Raw genomic sequence first — 17,897 nt, forward strand, 5'->3', positions numbered from 1 at the left:
TAATTTCCCTAGGCTCTCGCGAATTTCTCTCTCGATCTTTAACGGACGTGAAAAAAGCGTTAAATCTTCTCTCCCTCTCCCCCTTTCTCTCCCTCTCCCCCTCTGCCATAACAGCTAATTTATATGAGTAGAAGTCTAGGCGAGAGTTTCCGGGCAATATCCCAGGCCCTTGACAAACTGCTGGCGAAACGCTTCAATTTCCTTGCGGTCAGGGCTGCCGTGACAAACCACTGCCACCTGGTAGCGGCGCATCACGCTCAGCGGCGACTGTCCCGTTTCCAAACTCCAAAGTGCCATTTGCAAGCGAATTTCAGCATCGTAAGGAATCCCGAGTTCGTTCATAAAAGCCCGAAAATCCCCGTGCAATTCTGGAGTTAAATATTGGCTCATTTTCACCTTCACCACCCAGCCGTCTATTTGGTGAATAACAGTGATAAATTGCAAGGGAAGATGATGAGCTGTGCGCAGGTAATCTACGACTCTCAGAGTAAGGCTAGTATTGGCGATATAGTAGAGGTATTCCATAACGATCCTTCGAGCAAAGCTGATGCTATACCTCTATCATGGCGGGCTATACCCGCCGCCACAAGGGGAAAAGCACCCGACTTTGGATGGGGGTTTTTACCCAATTTGTTACCCAGTTGACAGATCGATCGCACAGGAATTCACTTGATGACAGAGATTGACTGGTCTTTGGACGGCTACGACTACGAACTTCCGCCCTCGCGCATTGCCCAAAATCCCGTAGTGCCGAGGGACAGTTCTCGGTTGCTGGCTGTAGATTCTCCCAGCAGCCAGCAACACCGGATTTTCCGGGATTTGCCAGATTTGCTGGAGCCCGGAGACTTGCTGGTACTCAACAACACCCGCGTGCTGCCCGCGAGGCTCTACGGGCACAAACCCAACGGCCCGGCTGTGGAGATATTGTTGATGGAAGAACGGCAGCACAACTGCTGGCTGGCTTTGGTTAAACCCGGGAAACGCTTAAAGTTGGGGTCGCAAATTGAGTTTGACCCGATCGCCCCAGCAAGTGAGGACTCCGCAGCAGCTCCTTGCTGTTGCCTTCCCCAAGCCGCCGTGCTCGATCGTCGATTGACTGCGACAGTTATCGCCAGGGACGACGCAACAGGAGGGCGGCTGCTGGAGTTTGACATCCCCACAGATGCGAGTCTGGCGAAGTTTTTGGACGAATACGGCCACGTACCCCTGCCGCCCTACATCGAAAATTCCCAAGCTTCAGCGGAACAGTACCAGACTGTTTATGCCGATCGGCTTGGGGCGGTGGCTGCCCCCACAGCAGGCCTGCACTTCACCGAAGAATTGTTCAGCCGCTTGGAACAGCGGGGAATCGAAAAAACTTTTGTAACCTTACACGTGGGAGTAGGGACGTTTCGCCCGGTGGAGGTGGCAGACGTGACGGCTCACCAAATGCACGGCGAATGGGTGGAAGTACCCCCCGCCACTGTCGAGAAAATCCGCGAAACTCAAGCTAGAGGCGGGCGAATCTTTGCGGTGGGTACGACAGCAGTGCGAGCTTTAGAGGGAGCGGCGGCGGCGAGCGGCGATTTTTCCTTGCAGCCTTTTTGCGGCCAGACAAATTTGTTTATATACCCTGGTTACAAGTGGCGGGTTGTAGAGGGGATGATTACCAATTTTCACTTGCCCCGCTCTACTTTGATGATGATGGTAAGTGCGATGATTGGAAGGCCTCGGCTGTTGGATTTGTACCGAGAAGCGATCGAGCATCAGTACCGCTTTTATTCGTTTGGCGATGCCATGCTGATTTTACCAACCGCAAAAATGGATTGATCGATCGGGCATCGGGTTCGCCCAATGCCCTGTATTCTGTTTCTATTCTTCCTCTTCTTCTTCATTGCCGGGATATACGAAGCTGTTGGAACGCCCAGTCAGAACAGATTTGCCCAGGGACAGAGCTTTCTGAGCTGCCACTACAGCTTTGCGCTTCCATGTGGCCTTGCGCATATTCTTCTTGGATTTGGAGGTTTTCTTCTTAGGGACTGCCATGACGCTAAATACTTTCTGCTTATATAGACAAACAAACATTCTAGCCGATTTTGCCAGCAATGCTTCCTCCACCAACGGCATTCGTCAGAAGGCATTCGTCAGAAGGCATTCGTCAGTCGATTTTAGATTTTAGATTTTAGATTTTAGATTTTAGGCGTGAGACGTGCGGCTAGTGCTCAGACGTTCGGCGAGTAGTAGGTTGCGTCAGCGATTAGCTTCTCGAACCACACATAAAATCCCCGATTCTGACGCACCCGCAGCCTCTAAAGTTCGTGAAAGTGGTAGATCACGACACCAGTTACTGAATCGTTCTCGATACTGACATAACCCGTTTTGAGCATTGCCGTGAAAGCTTCTTCCACTTCGGCAAAAGTAGCGCCGGTTGCCATCACCCCTTGGGTGACAGATAATCTTCCCTTCTTGGTATAAGCTGCCTTCAGGAGTTTAACCCCTAACTGGTCGGGAGTTTGCTTGGGGTATGTCGCGGCGATCGCCCCGCTGCTGGGATATAGCGGTATACCTTCGCGAGATACGCCGAGTTTGCCCCTGAGAGTGGCATTGTGTTCGTCCACCATGTTCGGCAGCAGCAGCAAGTCAAACAATTGCCCGAACCCAAACAAACCAAAGGTAAACAGCCACAGTAAACCCGTACCAATTTTGCCGTTGTAGAGGCGGTGGAGTCCGAATGGGCCGAAAAAACAAGCTGCCCATAAAAGGTAACTAACACCTAAATTGCTCATTTTCTGACCGTCCTGCTTGGTTATTCTAACTATTGGACTCCCTCTCTATATTTTGTACTTTCTATTTAGTGTTTGAACAGTTTGACACGAGGAGAGATTTGTGCATCATCTGAAGGAAGAGAGAACACAAAAATTGCAATTCTCCCAGTCTCCCCACTCCCAGTCTCCCCCACTCCCAGTCTCCCACACTCCCATGAGTAATTCTGCGTAGCAATTCTTAACGCCAGCAATATATTTCCAGGGTCGAGAGCTTGGTAAAGTATAACGAGGCCGATCGGGCGGTCTGACGAAGACGAACAGACAGGGGCGATCGATCGCCCGCAGTAACAGGCAACTGAAACTCTGAGTAGTTATAACCAGAAATCCAATAAACATATGGTAGATTCCCTCAAAAAACCCACTTTTGAAGAAATGCGGCCGGGAGTGAAAGCCCCAGCCAAAGAAACTATTCTCACGCCGAGATTTTACACAACAGATTTTGACGAGATGGCCAAAATGGACATCTCGGTAAATGAAGCCGAACTAGAAGCAATTATCCAAGAGTTCCGCGTTGACTACAACAAAAACCACTTCGTGCGGGATGCCGAGTTCGATCAATCTTGGGAACACATCGACGGCGAAAAGCGCCAATTGTTCATTGAGTTTCTGGAACGTTCCTGCACCGCTGAGTTTTCTGGATTCTTGCTTTACAAAGAATTGGGACGCAGGCTCAAAGGAAAAAATCCCGTGCTGGCCGAAGGTTTCATGCTGATGTCCCGGGACGAAGCGCGGCACGCCGGATTCCTCAACAAAGCTCTCTCGGACTTTAATTTGTCCCTAGATTTGGGTTTCTTGACAAAGAGCCGCAGTTACACATTCTTTAAGCCGAAGTTTATTTTCTACGCGACTTACTTGTCGGAAAAGATCGGTTATTGGCGCTACATCACCATTTATCAGCACTTAAAAGCCCATCCTGAAGACCAGATTTATCCGATTTTCCGATTCTTTGAAAATTGGTGCCAGGATGAAAACCGCCACGGAGATTTCTTTGATGCGGTGATGAGAGCTCAGCCTCAGATGTTGAACGATTGGCGCGCTAAGCTTTGGTGCCGTTTCTTCTTGCTGTCAGTGTTCGCGACAATGTATCTCAATGATATCCAGCGCGCCGGTTTTTATCGATCGCTCGGTCTCGATGCTCGCGAATACGACATCGAAGTGATTAAAAAGACCAACGAAACAGCAGGCCGCGTATTCCCCGTCATGCTCGACGTGAACAACCCAGAATTTTATGAGCGCCTGGATGTTTGCCTCAAGAACAATCAGCAGTTGACAGCAATTGTTGCTTCTAATACTCCGAAATTTTTGCAGTTCTTCCAAAAATTGCCTTTGTATTTGTCGAACGCCTGGCAGTTGTTGAAGCTGTACTTCATGAAAACAATTGAATCACCTTCAGTACAGGGCGCTGTGCGTTAAGTTTTGATTTTTCATCCTCTGTGACGGCGGTTCTGCGACAAGCGGAGCCGCTTTTTTTTGGTATCCAGATTCACCGCAAAAAGTTCTCGCCAGACTTACACTCGCCCGGAGTTGATGCTGGTTTTTTTCATAAAATTTATCGCCATTCCCCCTGAAGGTTAAAAGCCGCCCAATAATAAGGAGAACGCCACTCTTCCTGCTTCCACATTTCCAGTTGTGCTGCCCTCAATGCCGCCGCTGGCGTTAACCCTTTTTGCAGCATTCCCTGATAGAAACTCGACATTAACGTAGCCGTTCCTTCATCGTCCACAGTCCACAAACTCACCACGACTCGCTGAGCCCCTGCATACATAAATCCCCGTGTCAATCCTACCAAGCCCTCGCCTTGAATGTTCTGGCCCATTCCGGTTTGACAGGCACTTAACACTACTAAATCGGCTGCTAATTTCAGATTGAAAATATCAGTAAGTCGCAGAAATCCGTTTAAGGGATTCCCCTTTTCGTCTACCAGCGACAGGACGATTCCCGACAGTTCCGGGTGAGCGCTATTGGCGAAACCGTGAGTGGCAACATGAATGATTTTATATTGGCTTAAATTGGGGCTAGTTGCTGTGGCACGACTGGCTGCAAAATCCAAAAATTCAGTGCGAGAATTAGCCGGGAATAACGCTTGAATAATCTGAGATTCTTGGCGTGTAAAATTTAAACGGTCAAACTGTCCGGTCTTATCGTCTCTGGCTCGACTTAAACCAGGATTTGCTGATTCGACTGCTTGCTGAGTTGTGACTGAAGAAGCGTTTTTAACTCGTTCATCGTTAGCGCTAAAAACAGGATCTGCCAGTATTGCTAAAGTCCGATTAGGAGGTTGTCTGTCACTGTAGTTTTCTCTTAAGATTCCCAAGGTGGAAGCTGAAGGCAGCAGCACGATTTCATGGTCTACTATTAAAGGCGGATTCCCATTCTCACCGGATTTTCCGGGGAGGGAAAGGGCAGCAAAAGGGAGGTAATTCAAAACGCCATCGCCAACAATCAGCAGGCGCTTTTGACCGAGTTGGGCAGCAACGGGCTGTAAGATAATTTGACTGATAGCATCGTTGGCTTGGGCGATTTGATTGGGGCTGTTTCGGGAACTTGGAGCTGTGACAGCATCGCGGAATTTTTTGGCAGTTTTCTCGATGTCGGCAGCTTTTGGTAATTCATAAGTGGTGATGCTGGTTTTAGTCACAGCCCACAGATAGCTGCGATCTTTTCCTAGAGAATACTGGAGTAAAATTGTATTCTCATCGAGGATTTGTTGTTGAAGCTGTGAAAGGGTTAGGGGTTGCGGTTGGGTGAGAGCGGCGTACCGGGGGCTGGTGGCGCGAATTTGAGCTTGAATGTCTTGATATTGTCCTAGTAAAGTTTGCCGTTTTTGGTCTAATTCTGCTTGTTCTTCGGGGGTAGCATTGGGGCGACTTAGAACTTCGACTCGGCGTTTTTCCATTGCGTCGAGTTGTTGTTGTAAGCTGCGTTCTTTTTGCAGTAAATCTGGGGCGACACCTTGGCGAATATCGGCATTTGCTTCTTGAAGAAGTTCGAGGAGGCTACGGGCACGAGAGCGTTCGCTGGCTTCAAAAGCTTTGGTATCATAACCAGATTTGGGTTGCTTTTTGTGCAGTTGCATTAACAGATCAATGTAGAACTGGTAATAGTTTTGTACGGTGGCAAAGTAAGAGGTGCGAAGTTCAGGGCTGACAATTTTGGTGCGGAGGTCTTCAACAATTTTGAGAGCCGCTTCAATGTTAGTGAGGGCTTCCGTGAGATTGCCTTGAGCGCGTTTGGCAGAAGCTATGTTGCTGAGGGTGAGAGCTTCCTGTATGCGATCGCCCACGACCCGACTCATGGGAAGGGACTGACTGAAATACTCCAGGGCTTTCTGGTTTTCTCCCAATTCTGAGTAGACAACGCCGATGTAGTCAAGGGTGGTAGCTTCCCCATTGCGATTGCCTACTGCCCGACTCAGGGAAAGGGACTGGTTGTAATACTCTAGCCCTTTCTGCTTTTCTCCCAATTTTGAGTAGATACTGCCGATGCCAAGGAGGGTGAGAGCTTCCCCACGGCGATCGTTTGCTGCCCGTCTCAGGGGAAGGGACTGCTTGTAATACTCTAGGGCTTTTTGATTTTCTCCCAAATTTAAGTAGACAGTGCCGATGTTGGTGAGATTGGCAGCTTCGCTACCGCGATTGCCCTCAGCCCGTCTCAGGGAAAGAGCCTGGTTGTAATACTCTAGGGCTTTCTGATTTTCTCCCAAGTCTCCGTAGACAATGCCGATTATGTTGAGAGTGAAAGCTTCCCGGTGGCGATCGCCTACTGCCCGACTCAGGGGAAGGGACTGGCTTAAATACTCTAACGCTTTCTGTTGTTCTCCCAATGCTGCGTAGACACCGCCGATATTGCTGAGGGTGCGAGCTTCCCCACCGCGATCGGCCGCTTCTCGATACAGCTTTACTGCTTCTTCATATTTGGCGATCGCTTTTCTTAAAGATTCCGCTGTCCCTTGCTGGTAAAGTTGCCCTCCTTCTCTCAAAGCTCTTTCAGCAGCAGCGGCCGCAGGATTTCCCCCTCCCTGCTGCGATACCCCTTGACTAATTTTAATCGCACGGGGTGCAGCCACCGCCGGGACTCCTAGCAAAATCAGAGCACTTACAGCGAGTCCGTAACGCCCCCAAACCCAAAGCGTGATATTCATAAATACCTGCTCAAAGAAGACCTTGTTAACCGGTATCATAGTCGATCGCAGCTTATCAGGTGCGCTTTCCCTTCCTGCGTGCCGATTGCGTCGGGGGCATATTGTGCAATCCCGCCACTGCACCTAGTGCGGCACCCTCCAAGCGCGATCGGCCGCATCGGATTTGCCTCCGCGAAGGTTAAAAGTCTTAATTGTAATTTTTACGCTATTCTCAACTCAGTATTTTTAAATTAGCGAGCGCTCAAACCTAGCATCTACTATTTTTTGATGTTTTATGAACCCCAACAAAAAACAATTTCACAAATCTATTTTTGTTTTTGCCCTGGGAATGCTCGGTGTGTTCCTCCGAGCCTTAACTCTCCGCTTTTGGGAACTAGAGCGATTTAACACTTTTGTTTTTGACGAGGTTTATTACGCTAAATTTGCCAACGATTATCTCACCAAAACTCCGTTTTTCAACGCTCACCCGCCTCTGAGCCAGTACATAATTGCGATCGGCATTTAGATCGGCACTCATCTTCCCTAATGATTGGCGCGCTAAGCTTTGGTGCCGTTTCTTCTTAAGGAAGACTGTTGACTGTTGTTCATGGCAAACCCAATGCCCGATGCCCCTATAGGTTTTATCAGCCATTAATCAAACTTAATATCATAACTGTTTTTCATACAATTTATCGCCATTCTCCCTGAAGCGTAAAAGCCGCCCAATAATAAGGAGAACGCCACTCTTCCTGCTTCAACATTTCCAGTTGTGCCGCCCTCAATGCTGCCGCTGGCGTTAACCCTCTTTGCAGCATTCCCTGATAGAAACTCGACATTAACGTAGCTGTTCCTTCATCATCCACACTCCACAAACTCACCACCACTCGCTGAGTCCCCGCATACATAAATCCCCGCGTTAATCCTACCATGCCCTCGCCTTGAATGTTCTGTCCTAATCCGGTTTGACACGCACTTAACACTACTAAATCTGCTGCTAACTTCAGATTAAAAATATCAGTAAGTCGCAGAAATCCGTTTAAGGGATTGCCCTTTTCATCTACTAGCGACAAGATGATTCCCGATAGTTCCGGGTTCGTGCTATTCGCTAAACCGTGAGTGGCAAAATGAATGATTTTATATTGGCTTAAGTTCTGACTGGTTGCGACGGCGCGGCTGGCTTCAAAATCCAAAGATTCGGTGCGAGAATTTGCTGGTACTAACGCTTGAATTATTTGAGCTTCTTGGCGTGTAAATGTTAAACGGCTCCACTGTATATTATTGTCGCGGCTAGAGCGGCTTAAACCGAGATTTACTGATTCTATTGCTTCCCGATTCGTGGCGGTTGACTCGTTTTTTACTCGTTCATCGTCAGCGCTAAAAACTGGATCGGCGAGCATTGCTAAAGTCCGAGTTGGGGGTTGTCTGTCACTGTAGTTTTGTCTTAATATTCCCAAGGTGGAAGCGGAAGGCAGCAGCACAATTTCATGGTCTACAATTAAAGGCGAATTCCGATTTGTACCGGGTGTTTCCGGGATTGAGAGGGCGGCAAAGGGGAGGTAATTGAGAATGCCATCGCCAACTATCAGCAGGCGTTTTTGACCGAGTTGTGCTGCTACGGGTTGTAAAATAATTTGACTGAGCGTGTTGTTAGCTTCAGCAACTCGATCGGGAATGTTTCGGTAGCGCGGGTTAGTCACAGCATCGCGGAAATTGCGGGCGGCTTTTTCGATTTCGGCACGTTTGGGCAATTCATAACTGGTGATACTGGTTTTAGTCACAGCCCACAGATAGCTGCGCTCTTTCCCCAAAGAATACTGGAGTAAAATTGTATTGCGATCGAGGATTTGTTGTTGAATCTGTGCCAGGGTTAAAGGTTGCGGTTGGGTAAGGGCGGCGTACCGGGGACTGATGGAGCGGATTTGGGCTTGAATGTCCTGATATTCTCCTAGTAAAGTTTGCCGCTTTTGGTCTAATTCTGCTTGTTGTTCAGGGGTATGATTGGGGCGGCTTATAGTTTCGATTCGCCGTGTTTCTAAGGAATCGAGTTGCTGTTGTAAATTGCGTTCTCGCTGCAATAATTCCGGGGCTACACCTTGGCGAATATCGGCGTTTGCTTCTTGAAGAAGTTCCAATAAAGTGCGGGCGCGGGAGCGTTCGCTAGCTTGAAAGGCTTTAGTATCATAACCAGAATTGGGTTGTGTTTTGTGCAGTTGCATTAACAGGTCAATGTAGAACTGGTAATAGTCCTGCACGGTGGCAAAGTATGAGATGCGGATCTCGTGGTTGGTAATTTTGGTGCGGAGGTTTTCGATGATTTTGATGGAGGTTTCAATGTCAGTGAGGGCTGCGATTAAATTGCCTCGATCGCCTTTGAGAATAGCCATATGGTAGAGGGTGAGAGCTTCCCCAGGACGATCGCCCACAGCGCGAAACAGCGGCAGGGCTTGGTTGAAATATTCTTCTGCTTTCTGCTGTTGTCCCAATTCTGAGTAAGTAATACCTGTATTGTTGAGGGTGAGGGCTTCTCCACGCCGATCGCCCGCTTTTTGTCTCAAATCGAGGGCTTGTTTGTAGTAGTCGAGGGCTGTTTGTTTTTCTCCCAAATCTGAATAGACTAAGCCAATATTGGTGAGGGTACTTGCTTCTTTAGCCCGATCGCCCATAGCGCGGAATAAGGGAAGGGCTTGGTTGAAATACTCTTTTGCTTTCTGTTTTTCTCCTAAATCGTTGTAGGCTAAGCCGATGTTGTTGAGTGTGGTGGCTTCCGGACTGAGAGCGTCCAAAGATGTGTCGCTGTTTGCGGGTATGTTCGAGATGTTGCTGAGGTTGATACTTGCTTCAGGGCGATCGCCCATTTCCCGAATTAAGGAAAGGACTTGCTTATAGTAGTCGATGGCTTGCTGTTTCTCCCCCAAAGCATAGTAGACGGCGCCGATATTGTTGAGGATGACGGCTTGTTTAGGGCGATCGGCTATAGTCTGATGCCAAGAAAGAGCTTGCTTGTAGTAGTTCAGGGCTTGCTGTCTGTCTCCTAATCTATTAATAATTAAGCCGATTTGATTCAGCGTGTAAGCTTCGTACTTCCAATTTCTAAGCATTCGATAAAGCGAACGCGCTGCATCAAACTTTTGCAAGGCCTCCTGGTAAGATGCTGCTGTTTCCTGAGCCAATAGTCGCTCAGCTTCCTGAAGCAATCGCTCGGCTTCATCTGTTTTTTGATTTAATCGTTGTTTGTTTTTCTGAATTAATCGCTCGGCTTCCCCATCCGGGATTTGATTTATACTGAGATCGAGGGTTGTCAGATTTACCAATCCCGCTAAAGGTTTGGCATCTGCGATTTGATTTCTACTGAGGTCTAGGGCTGTCAGATTTGTCAATCCCGCTAAAGGTTTGACATCTGCGATTTGATTTGATGCGAGGAAAAGCAGTATCAGATTTGTCAATCCCGATAATGGTTTCACATCTGCGATTTTATTGCCACTCAAATAAAGAAAATTTAACTCAGTCATTGTCGATAAAGGTCTCACATCTAGAATTTGATTAGATGCGAGAGACAGCCCTGTTAGATTAGTCAACCCAGCTAAAGGTTTTACATCTACGATTTGATTGGCTTCGAGGAAAAGCTCTGTCAGATTAGTCAGCCCCGATAACGGTTTCACGTCTGAGATTTGATTGAAATTGAGGACGAGAAATCTCAGATTAGTCAGTCCCGATAATGGTTGCACATCTGCTATTTGATTTAAACTGAGGTTGAGCTTTCTCAGATTGGTGAATTTTGATAAGGGTTTGATATCGACTATTTGATTGCGAATTAGGGAAAGTTCTGTGAGATTAGTCAGGGTTTTTTGAGCGCGATCGCACTCTTGTGTTTTTGCTTTTGATAGCAACACCTCAACCGTATGTCTGGCTTCCGGGGTCAAATTCTCTTTGTTGGTACAGAAATCAGCAAAACTTTCAAATGTCTTGGGATTTGGCGCGGCGGCAGATCCCATCAGGATAGTCGCACCTACAGCTAAGCCCCAACGCCCCCAAATCAAAAGTATGGGATTCATAAGCACTCGCTCAAAAAAGACATGATTAGCTGCTATCATAATCTATCGCACCTTGTGATGCGCGCTTTTCCTTCCTGCTTGCCAATTAGATGGGGAGCATTTGGTGAAACAATAGTCGCTACTGCTTCTCGCTGCACTCTCCAAGCATGATTAGAAACCGGGTTTAAGAAACTGGGTTTTTCCAAAAAACCCGGTTTATCCTCAAAAATTCGGTTTCTGCACAAGTCCTATTTTACTTTACTCTCAACTAAGGAATTTCAAATTAGGGATCTCTATAAAATCTAGCATCTACTATTTTCTGCTGTTTTATGAAACTCAACAAAAAACAATTCAACAAATCTACTTTGGTTTTTTGCTTAGGAATGTTCGCTGTATTCCTCCTATCTTTAACTCTCCGATTTTGGGAACTGGAGCGATTTAACACCTTAGTATTTGACGAGGTTTATTACGCTAAATTTGCCAACGATTATCTCACAAAAACTCCTTTTTTCAACGCTCACCCACCTCTGAGCCAGTACATAATTGCGATCGGCATTTGGATCGGCACTCACCTTCCCTTCGGCAAAACCGCCGTCAACAGTATGGCAGGTTCCCTGCTTTCCCCTTGGGATTACCGCTGGCTGAATGCTCTTACAGGTTCCTTTATTCCCCTAGTTGTGGGAGGGCTAGCTTATCAGCTAGTTCGGCGCCGCACCTTTGCTTTTCTTGCTGCTTTGTTTATCGCCTGCGACGGTTTGTTTTTAGTTGAGTCTCGCTACGCGCTGAACAACATTTATCTAGTTTTGTTTGGAATTTTAGGTCAGTTATTTATTTTAAAAGCCGTAGAAGCAGAAGGCAAAAAGCGCTGGCTTTGGCTGGTTTTCGCCGGAATAGGTTTCGGCGCATCTGCTGCTATCAAATGGAACGGCTTATGGTTTCTTTTCGGTACTTATCTAATTTTAATCTGTGCTTGGGCAGTTCGTTTTATCCAGGGTAACAGAGGAAATGAAGAACAAAGCCGCGAGGTAGATTCACCTCTACTTCCTGCCGAAAGTCCCGTACAAAAACTGACTAAACTCAATTTTATAGAACTCTGCTTAAGTCTAGCTATTATTCCTATTCTCGTTTACAGCATTTCTTGGATTCCTCACCTGCACTTTAATCCAACTCCCAATTTCTGGCAGATGCAGACGGAAATTTTGACTTATCACCAGCGGATTAAAAGCGGCCCAGATGTACATCCTTACTGTTCCACGTGGTACAGTTGGCCTTTGATGCTGCGCCCCATAGTTTACTTCTACAAAACTGCTAGCAGCAATGCCCAACCAGATCCGGTTTTGCCGCCTTTACCTGAAGGTGCAACTCAGGCAAATTTTGACGTTCACGCAATGGGAAATCCCTTCCTTTGGTGGTTGTCAACCTTAGCTTTACTGCTAGTAATAGGAGTTTTAGTTCACCGGATTTTGGTGTGGCTGCAAACGCGCAACGCGGCTTCTGTTGACACGATAGAACAGCAGCGGCCGATTTTGTTTCCGCCGACTGCTGAAATGTGGCTGGGGTTATATTTAATAGTTAATTGGGCCGCTAATTTGCTGCCTTGGGTGAAGGTGACTCGCTGCATATTTTTGTACCATTATATGGGCTGTTCTGTATTTGCAGCTTTAGCACTTGCTTGGTGGGTTGACAGGTGGTTGCACAGCCCTCAAACTCGACTCCGAGGGATGGGGGTAACAATTATTTTTCTGGTTTTGGGTGCTTTTATTTTCTGGATGCCTATCTATTTGGGACTGCCTTTGTCGCAAATGGAATGGAAAATTAGGATGTGGTTGCCGTCTTGGGTTTAAGTTAAAAATAATTCTTTTATTAACGGGCAAGATGCCCGTTCAACAAGAAAATTAAGTTTTGTGGAACAGGCCGGAAAGCCTGTTCCTAACAAAGGTGCAAGATGTAAGTTATAACGTTTATTACCAAGGTGAGTTTGCAAAAGCGAGCATTATTTTTGATAGAGTGCTCGATAAACTGGTTCGCCCCGTTTCAGAGTAGCAATTTCTCTTTCAGTAGCCACAGGTAGGGGATTTTCTGCTAGCCATTTGTCGCCGCTTTGACGTTGAAAACTAGGGTGAGATGAAAAGCGATCGCACATTTCCCTTTCGACTTCCTCAATATCTGACTGGATAAACACTTCACCGCCAACTGCGAGATAAATTGCCAATTCATTGACTAATTCCTGCTGCACCACCCGCCGTTTGTGGTGCTTTTTCTTGAACCAGGGATCGGGAAATTGAATGCTAACTCGCTGCAAAGTGCCTGCGGGTAAAGTTTCTAAAATTGGTTTCAGGGAACTATTCGCATTGCAAAACAAATAGTGCAAATTAGTCAAGCCTTTTTCGTCCCGCCAAAGATTCGCTTCTTCTACCAGCGGTTCCCGAATTTCTAATCCGAGAAAATTCCAGTCAGTTTGTACTTGCGCCATATGCCACAAAAACCGTCCTCTGCCACAGCCGATATCTAAATGCAGCGGTAAATTTAAGTCGGCATAGATTTTAGTCCAATCCGGGGGACTTGCAGATGCTTGATATCTAATTGATAGGGGATTGACGTGTTCCCGCACTCTTACTCTTGCCAATTTTGCTGTCTCCTGAATATAATTTTTAACCGCTGATGAAGGCAGATTAACGTGGATTTACGCTGAGAAATATTGATTTTTGCGATGTTGTCTAATACTTTTTAATTAATGACAAATTAAAAATTGTATCTCTGCAACTTTTAATTGCTCATTATTGCATTAGGCTTCTGGTTCAATGCCTGCTGCTCTTAATTGCGCGGCTAATCTTTCCGATCGTTCTCGTTCTTGTTCGGCTTGATGTTGAGCGATATCCCTTTGCTGCCGTTCCCTTTCTACCATTTCAGCTCCCCACAATAACATCTCTCCGCTTTCATCCCACCACCGCAACCAATATCCGGTTCTTTCGGCTTTTGTTCCCTGCCAAATACCCAAAAATAACCCAACTCCTTCAATCCAATAACGATTGTTTGAATCCGGCTGCTGTACTTGATATCGTCCTGATGAATTCAACTGATAGACTTCGAGAACTCCGGCTGCAGGTTCAAAAAGTGCATAGATAGGCACTCGCAATACTTGCTCGTAAAAAAACCATTTTCCCGGCGGATACGTGGGTTTTATTGAATATTCATCGTTGGCAGTAGCTGACAAAAATTCCATGACAATCGCCGGGACTTCTCCTTCTAAGTTGGGAGTGTAACTGCGACGAATTTCTTGACTGGAAAGCGGCTGGACGTTGCGGGCATAAAACCAATCGGGAGCTTTAATAACTAGCTTGTTATCTACAGTCGCACAAATGCCCATGTTTGGAGCAACTAATATTCCTGTGACAATTAACCCCGCGATTTCTAAGATTTCTCGCAAGGCGGCGGCTAGCAAGGGTTGGTCGATATTTTCCACTGGTTCTTCGTCTAAAATAAAGTCGTCTGGCAATTTTTCCCAGGTAATTTTTAAGTCGGCTGTAGTGGCTGTCACGGTATTTTACCTCTTATTGAGACTGCTATTACTGAGACTGCTCGAGTGCGGTTTGCAATACTTGCTGGTGAAAGAGCGATCGCCCTACTATAAATTTTATCCTGTCTGGCGATAAGGCGTCGCCGTTGGCATAGTGTTCCATCCAGGTTTTGCTAATTAAATAAGGATCTTCTGGCAATTCTGATAATAAGTATCCCGGCATTTCTAACTCGTCCATCAATTGACTGACTTTGGGGTCGTAGCTGAGGGCAAAACAGCGGCATTCTTCGGATGCGGCCATAATTAAACTGTGGTAGCGCATCCCGATCGCCATTTCGACTCCCCGGAACACTCCTTTCAATTTTCTGGGGTCTTCTAAACTGAGGATGCGGCTTCTTTTGGGCAGGGCTTCGTGCAAATGTTGGGCAATCTCTAAGTCATGAGACGCTTGAAAAGGCAGCAGCAAAATTAAGGTGCGAGTTGCTTTTTGGAAGTCAACTAAAGCTTGAGTTAAGATTGACAAACGCGCGGGAGTTAGTGTAGAATGAGAACGCAAACAAACAGCAACTCTGGGCGCCGGTAAATCCCACAAACCCGACACAGGGGAATTCTCCAAAGCCCACACGGGATCTGGCGCTAAAGTAAAGGGAATTTTCCAATCTGCAAGTAAAGTAGCTGAACCTTTATCCCGCACGCTGACGGCGCTGCATCCAGCAAAACACCGCTGAGATAACTTGCGAGTCATTTCCCGCTTTAAAGGGCCAATTCCCTGGGCCCAGGCAATAGTTTTTAAGCCCATCCGCTGCGCTATTCCCATCAAACCGCCATAATAGAAAGGGCTCGCAATGCTAGTAGCGTCTTGGATTAAACTACCGCCGCCCCAAATTAGCGCGTCGGAGGTGCGGAGTGCTTCGAGAACTTGGAACGCATTCATGCGATCGCGCGCAGCTACCCCGTACCGCTGATTTGTCTCGACAGGATTGCCAGACAGGACGATCGGCGTCACGCCATCTGGTAACATTTGCAGTAGCGATGCCAACAGCGCCTCGTCGCCGCCGTTGCCTTTACCGTAATAGCCGCACAAAATTGCTCGCATTTCTACTCTTTTCTTTGTTTGTGATGGGGAATTTAACTATTTTAGATTTTAGATTTTAGATTTTAGATTTTTTTGATATTTGAGATTTGATCCTACTACCAAAAAAATGCTACTGTCAGCAAGCTTCAAGGCTTTACGTCATCAGTCAGCTCAAATCGCAAATCTAATAAAATCTCAACTCGCTAATCTAAAATTGTATGACCAGCCCAAAAACAGGTACAAGCCCCGACTTAAGTCGTGGATGCTCCTAAAATTTTAGACCAAAGCTCAAGCTCCAAGATTCATCTGTGGAGTAAATCTAAAATCTAAAATCTAAAATCTAAAATCGACTGACTCATCATACTTTATATGACAGTTGCGTAAGTCCCGATCGATAAATCTTTCATCTTCGTTCACGATACAAAAAATGCACGCTTTGTCAATTCCCACCTGGATTATTCACATCTCTAGCGTCGTCGAGTGGATTGCCGCCATCTGGTTAATTTGGACTTACGGCGAAGTCACTCAAAACCGAGCTTGGTGGGCCCTTTCCGCCGGAATGCTGCCCGCTCTTGTCAGCGCTATGTGTGCCTGTACATGGCACTATTTTGACAACTCTCCCGCCCTAGAATGGATCGTTACCCTGCAAGCGGCGATGACTCTCATTGGCAATTTTACTCTATGGGCGGCGGCTTGGTGGATTTGGCGATCGGCTCAACCAGAAAAAATTAAAGATTGAAAAAGAGGTAAATATTTTGAAAAAAATCCCTATTTGGGTCAAATTAGCCGCGAGTTCGCTGTTGTTAACAGCCGGCTTTTTGCTTCCCAGCAAAGCCAGCAACACTTCCTTGCAACTCGCCCAACAGCCTAACTGCAAAAGTCCTCAAACTACACAGGAGCAGAATGCGTGTTCTAGTCAAGAGTTTCAGGCAGCAGACAGAAAACTCAATCAAGTATATCAGCAACTTCAGCCGAAACTCAACAGCAAACAAAAGCAAAGATTGATAGTAGCACAGCGTAGTTGGCTCAAGTTTAGAGATGAATCTTGCAATTATGAAATGGGGCAGTTTGAAGGTGGAACTTTGGCTGCTTCAACCTACGGTTATTGCAGAGCGAGGGTGACACAAGAACGGGTTAAAGACTTGGAGCGTTATTTGCAACAAGCAAATTTGTAAAAGTTCGAGCGCTATTTAGGGAGGTGCACAGTGCTAACCCTAGGATATGGAACTATGGTTCTTTTACACTTACCTAGTTAGCGAAAGAATTAGTCGCAATTAAACCTGCCTCAATCAACAATCGATCGAGACTGTCAACCAGTCCATCAAGACAATCTAAAATTTGGCGATCGCCCGCCGGTAACGAAATAGAATTAGTTAGACTGTGAATTTGGCTATCCAAATCTTCCGGCAATTTTGAACACAAAGCTGTTGCCCTTTCTACCAGGCGCTTTTCGCCCGGATGAGGGATAGAATTAATAGCAAAAACAATATCAAAATAACTGCCTAAAAAAGCTGCTGTTCGATGGATAATACTTACTGAATCGCGGCGCAAAACAGCGGATTCTAACTGGTGGCGAAATGAAAAAATCAGGTGGCGCAAAATCGGATAATTTTTGGCAATTATCGCTTGACGGAGTTGTTCGGGATAGGGTCGATCGACATTGGCTTGCAATTGCTGAAACCAACCGTCTCTGTCATACAATGATACTGAGGTGAGAACGTTCCACCAAAAGCAGGTTGAATAACCTACTGATGCTTGATGTTTGACCAGGACGCGATCGAGTTCTTCTTCGATCCATTCGGGCTGGCGGTACATAATATCTATACCGTATCCAGTGTTAATATCTATCCACTCGTCCCCAGGTTCCCAAAATTGATTGTTGATTGCGATGCGATCGGAAAATTGTCTCGCTATTGCCTCCCGTATGTCAACAGGAATTTCCTCTTTAACATACACGTAAAAATCAAAATCAGACGACTCATCCGTAACTAGAGTTGTTCGAGAACCTGCTAAAACGACGGCTACAACTTGAGGCAAACAGCTAAACGGCTCCCCAATAGTTTGAGCCTGTGATGGAATTTCTGCGAGAGCTAGTTGATAATTGTGCAGCATTTAATTACCTTGTTTTGCACTTAAAAAATCACAGCAAATGCTTAACTCTAGCACTCAATATTTTAACGCATAACTTTGAACTCGTAATTCAACAATTGATAATTGTTAACAAATGCGGCGGAGGCGAACTGATGCGCTGCTACATCAGACCTCCAACCTAAACCAGCTCAAAAGTGATATAAAGCTTTGTTTTTTATTTGACGCTTTGACACGCCAATGGTGTAGAATCTAAAATCTA

At 46.4% G+C, this 17,897-nt stretch carries 14 protein-coding genes and 1 pseudogene; 6 read left to right on the top strand and 9 right to left on the bottom strand.

Annotated features, from left to right (window positions below; all coding sequences use genetic code 11):
• Positions 1 to 135 precede the first annotated feature (135 nt).
• Positions 136 to 525, bottom strand: coding sequence for a hypothetical protein (locus tag QUA54_RS02430; protein ID WP_333412989.1), 390 nt, complete (start codon positions 523 to 525; stop codon positions 136 to 138).
• 147 nt (positions 526 to 672) lie between these two features.
• Here QUA54_RS02430 and queA point away from each other — a divergent pair, with 147 nt between their 5' ends.
• Positions 673 to 1,809 carry a tRNA preQ1(34) S-adenosylmethionine ribosyltransferase-isomerase QueA gene (gene queA / locus QUA54_RS02435; RefSeq protein WP_333412991.1) on the top strand — a complete coding sequence of 379 codons (1,137 nt, stop codon included), beginning with the start codon at positions 673 to 675 and terminating at the stop codon, positions 1,807 to 1,809.
• 42 nt (positions 1,810 to 1,851) lie between these two features.
• Here the strand turns inward: queA and rpmF are convergent, their stop codons facing one another.
• Together rpmF and QUA54_RS02445 are read right to left on the bottom strand one after the other, a co-directional pair.
• The gene (gene rpmF / locus QUA54_RS02440; RefSeq protein ID WP_006632406.1) at positions 1,852 to 2,025 is read right to left on the bottom strand and encodes a 50S ribosomal protein L32; all 174 of its coding nucleotides are present in this window, start codon (positions 2,023 to 2,025) and stop codon (positions 1,852 to 1,854) included.
• A 263-nt stretch (positions 2,026 to 2,288) separates the two neighbouring features.
• The gene (locus QUA54_RS02445; protein WP_172186128.1) at positions 2,289 to 2,765 is read right to left on the bottom strand and encodes a TM2 domain-containing protein; all 477 of its coding nucleotides are present in this window, start codon (positions 2,763 to 2,765) and stop codon (positions 2,289 to 2,291) included.
• 375 nt (positions 2,766 to 3,140) lie between these two features.
• Here QUA54_RS02445 and acsF point away from each other — a divergent pair, with 375 nt between their 5' ends.
• On the top strand, positions 3,141 to 4,217 hold the full coding sequence (acsF, locus tag QUA54_RS02450) for a magnesium-protoporphyrin IX monomethyl ester (oxidative) cyclase (RefSeq protein WP_333412994.1): 1,077 nt from the start codon (positions 3,141 to 3,143) through the stop codon (positions 4,215 to 4,217).
• Positions 4,218 to 4,353: 136 nt separating this feature from the next.
• Here acsF and QUA54_RS02455 read toward each other — a convergent pair whose 3' ends face one another.
• Entirely contained in the window at positions 4,354 to 6,945 is a 2,592-nt protein-coding gene (locus QUA54_RS02455) for a CHAT domain-containing protein (protein WP_333412996.1), read from the bottom strand.
• 274 nt (positions 6,946 to 7,219) lie between these two features.
• Between QUA54_RS02455 and QUA54_RS02460 the strand changes: the two are divergent.
• A pseudogene (locus QUA54_RS02460) lies at positions 7,220 to 7,447 on the top strand (phospholipid carrier-dependent glycosyltransferase); the annotation flags it as partial.
• A gap of 166 nt (positions 7,448 to 7,613) precedes the next feature.
• Here the strand turns inward: QUA54_RS02460 and QUA54_RS02465 are convergent.
• The gene (locus QUA54_RS02465) at positions 7,614 to 10,976 is read right to left on the bottom strand and encodes a CHAT domain-containing protein (protein WP_333412998.1); all 3,363 of its coding nucleotides are present in this window, start codon (positions 10,974 to 10,976) and stop codon (positions 7,614 to 7,616) included.
• A 308-nt stretch (positions 10,977 to 11,284) separates the two neighbouring features.
• Here QUA54_RS02465 and QUA54_RS02470 point away from each other — a divergent pair, with 308 nt between their 5' ends.
• Complete coding sequence (locus QUA54_RS02470) at positions 11,285 to 12,799, top strand: phospholipid carrier-dependent glycosyltransferase (RefSeq protein ID WP_333413001.1); 1,515 nt, start codon at positions 11,285 to 11,287, stop codon at positions 12,797 to 12,799.
• Between the two features lie 149 nt (positions 12,800 to 12,948).
• Here QUA54_RS02470 and trmB read toward each other — a convergent pair whose 3' ends face one another.
• The 3 genes from trmB to csaB form a co-directional block, all read right to left on the bottom strand.
• Complete coding sequence (trmB, locus tag QUA54_RS02475; RefSeq protein ID WP_333413003.1) at positions 12,949 to 13,581, bottom strand: tRNA (guanosine(46)-N7)-methyltransferase TrmB; 633 nt, start codon at positions 13,579 to 13,581, stop codon at positions 12,949 to 12,951.
• 159 nt (positions 13,582 to 13,740) lie between these two features.
• Positions 13,741 to 14,493 (bottom strand): Uma2 family endonuclease, encoded by a 753-nt coding sequence (locus QUA54_RS02480; protein WP_333413005.1) that lies wholly within the window; start codon positions 14,491 to 14,493, stop codon positions 13,741 to 13,743.
• 28 nt (positions 14,494 to 14,521) lie between these two features.
• A complete protein-coding gene (gene csaB / locus QUA54_RS02485; protein ID WP_333413007.1) occupies positions 14,522 to 15,568 on the bottom strand; it encodes a polysaccharide pyruvyl transferase CsaB in 1,047 nt (348 codons plus the stop codon).
• 406 nt (positions 15,569 to 15,974) lie between these two features.
• Here csaB and QUA54_RS02490 point away from each other — a divergent pair, with 406 nt between their 5' ends.
• On the top strand, positions 15,975 to 16,286 hold the full coding sequence (locus tag QUA54_RS02490; RefSeq protein ID WP_333307520.1) for a DUF2499 domain-containing protein: 312 nt from the start codon (positions 15,975 to 15,977) through the stop codon (positions 16,284 to 16,286).
• A gap of 16 nt (positions 16,287 to 16,302) precedes the next feature.
• Entirely contained in the window at positions 16,303 to 16,722 is a 420-nt protein-coding gene (locus QUA54_RS02495) for a lysozyme inhibitor LprI family protein (RefSeq protein WP_333413009.1), read from the top strand.
• A 73-nt stretch (positions 16,723 to 16,795) separates the two neighbouring features.
• On the opposite strand, the gene QUA54_RS02500 is transcribed toward QUA54_RS02495, so the two are convergent.
• Positions 16,796 to 17,659, bottom strand: a complete 864-nt coding sequence (locus tag QUA54_RS02500) for a DUF4037 domain-containing protein (protein ID WP_333413010.1) — start codon at positions 17,657 to 17,659, stop codon at positions 16,796 to 16,798.
• Positions 17,660 to 17,897: the final 238 nt, after the last annotated feature.

Source organism: Microcoleus sp. MOSTC5 (assembly GCF_036701825.1).
GTDB lineage: Bacteria > Cyanobacteriota > Cyanobacteriia > Cyanobacteriales > Microcoleaceae > Microcoleus > Microcoleus asticus.

Bases quoted from the DNA above. Each gene is read 5' to 3' on its own strand.
- QUA54_RS02430 (WP_333412989.1), bottom strand. From the start codon at position 525: ATGGAATACCTCTACTATATCGCCAATACTAGCCTTACTCTGAGAGTC.
- queA (WP_333412991.1), top strand. From the start codon at position 673: ATGACAGAGATTGACTGGTCTTTGGACGGCTACGACTACGAACTTCCG.
- rpmF (WP_006632406.1), bottom strand. From the start codon at position 2,025: ATGGCAGTCCCTAAGAAGAAAACCTCCAAATCCAAGAAGAATATGCGC.
- QUA54_RS02445 (WP_172186128.1), bottom strand. From the start codon at position 2,765: ATGAGCAATTTAGGTGTTAGTTACCTTTTATGGGCAGCTTGTTTTTTC.
- acsF (WP_333412994.1), top strand. From the start codon at position 3,141: ATGGTAGATTCCCTCAAAAAACCCACTTTTGAAGAAATGCGGCCGGGA.
- QUA54_RS02455 (WP_333412996.1), bottom strand. From the start codon at position 6,945: ATGAATATCACGCTTTGGGTTTGGGGGCGTTACGGACTCGCTGTAAGT.
- QUA54_RS02465 (WP_333412998.1), bottom strand. From the start codon at position 10,976: ATGAATCCCATACTTTTGATTTGGGGGCGTTGGGGCTTAGCTGTAGGT.
- QUA54_RS02470 (WP_333413001.1), top strand. From the start codon at position 11,285: ATGAAACTCAACAAAAAACAATTCAACAAATCTACTTTGGTTTTTTGC.
- csaB (WP_333413007.1), bottom strand. From the start codon at position 15,568: ATGCGAGCAATTTTGTGCGGCTATTACGGTAAAGGCAACGGCGGCGAC.
- QUA54_RS02490 (WP_333307520.1), top strand. From the start codon at position 15,975: ATGCACGCTTTGTCAATTCCCACCTGGATTATTCACATCTCTAGCGTC.
- QUA54_RS02500 (WP_333413010.1), bottom strand. From the start codon at position 17,659: ATGCTGCACAATTATCAACTAGCTCTCGCAGAAATTCCATCACAGGCT.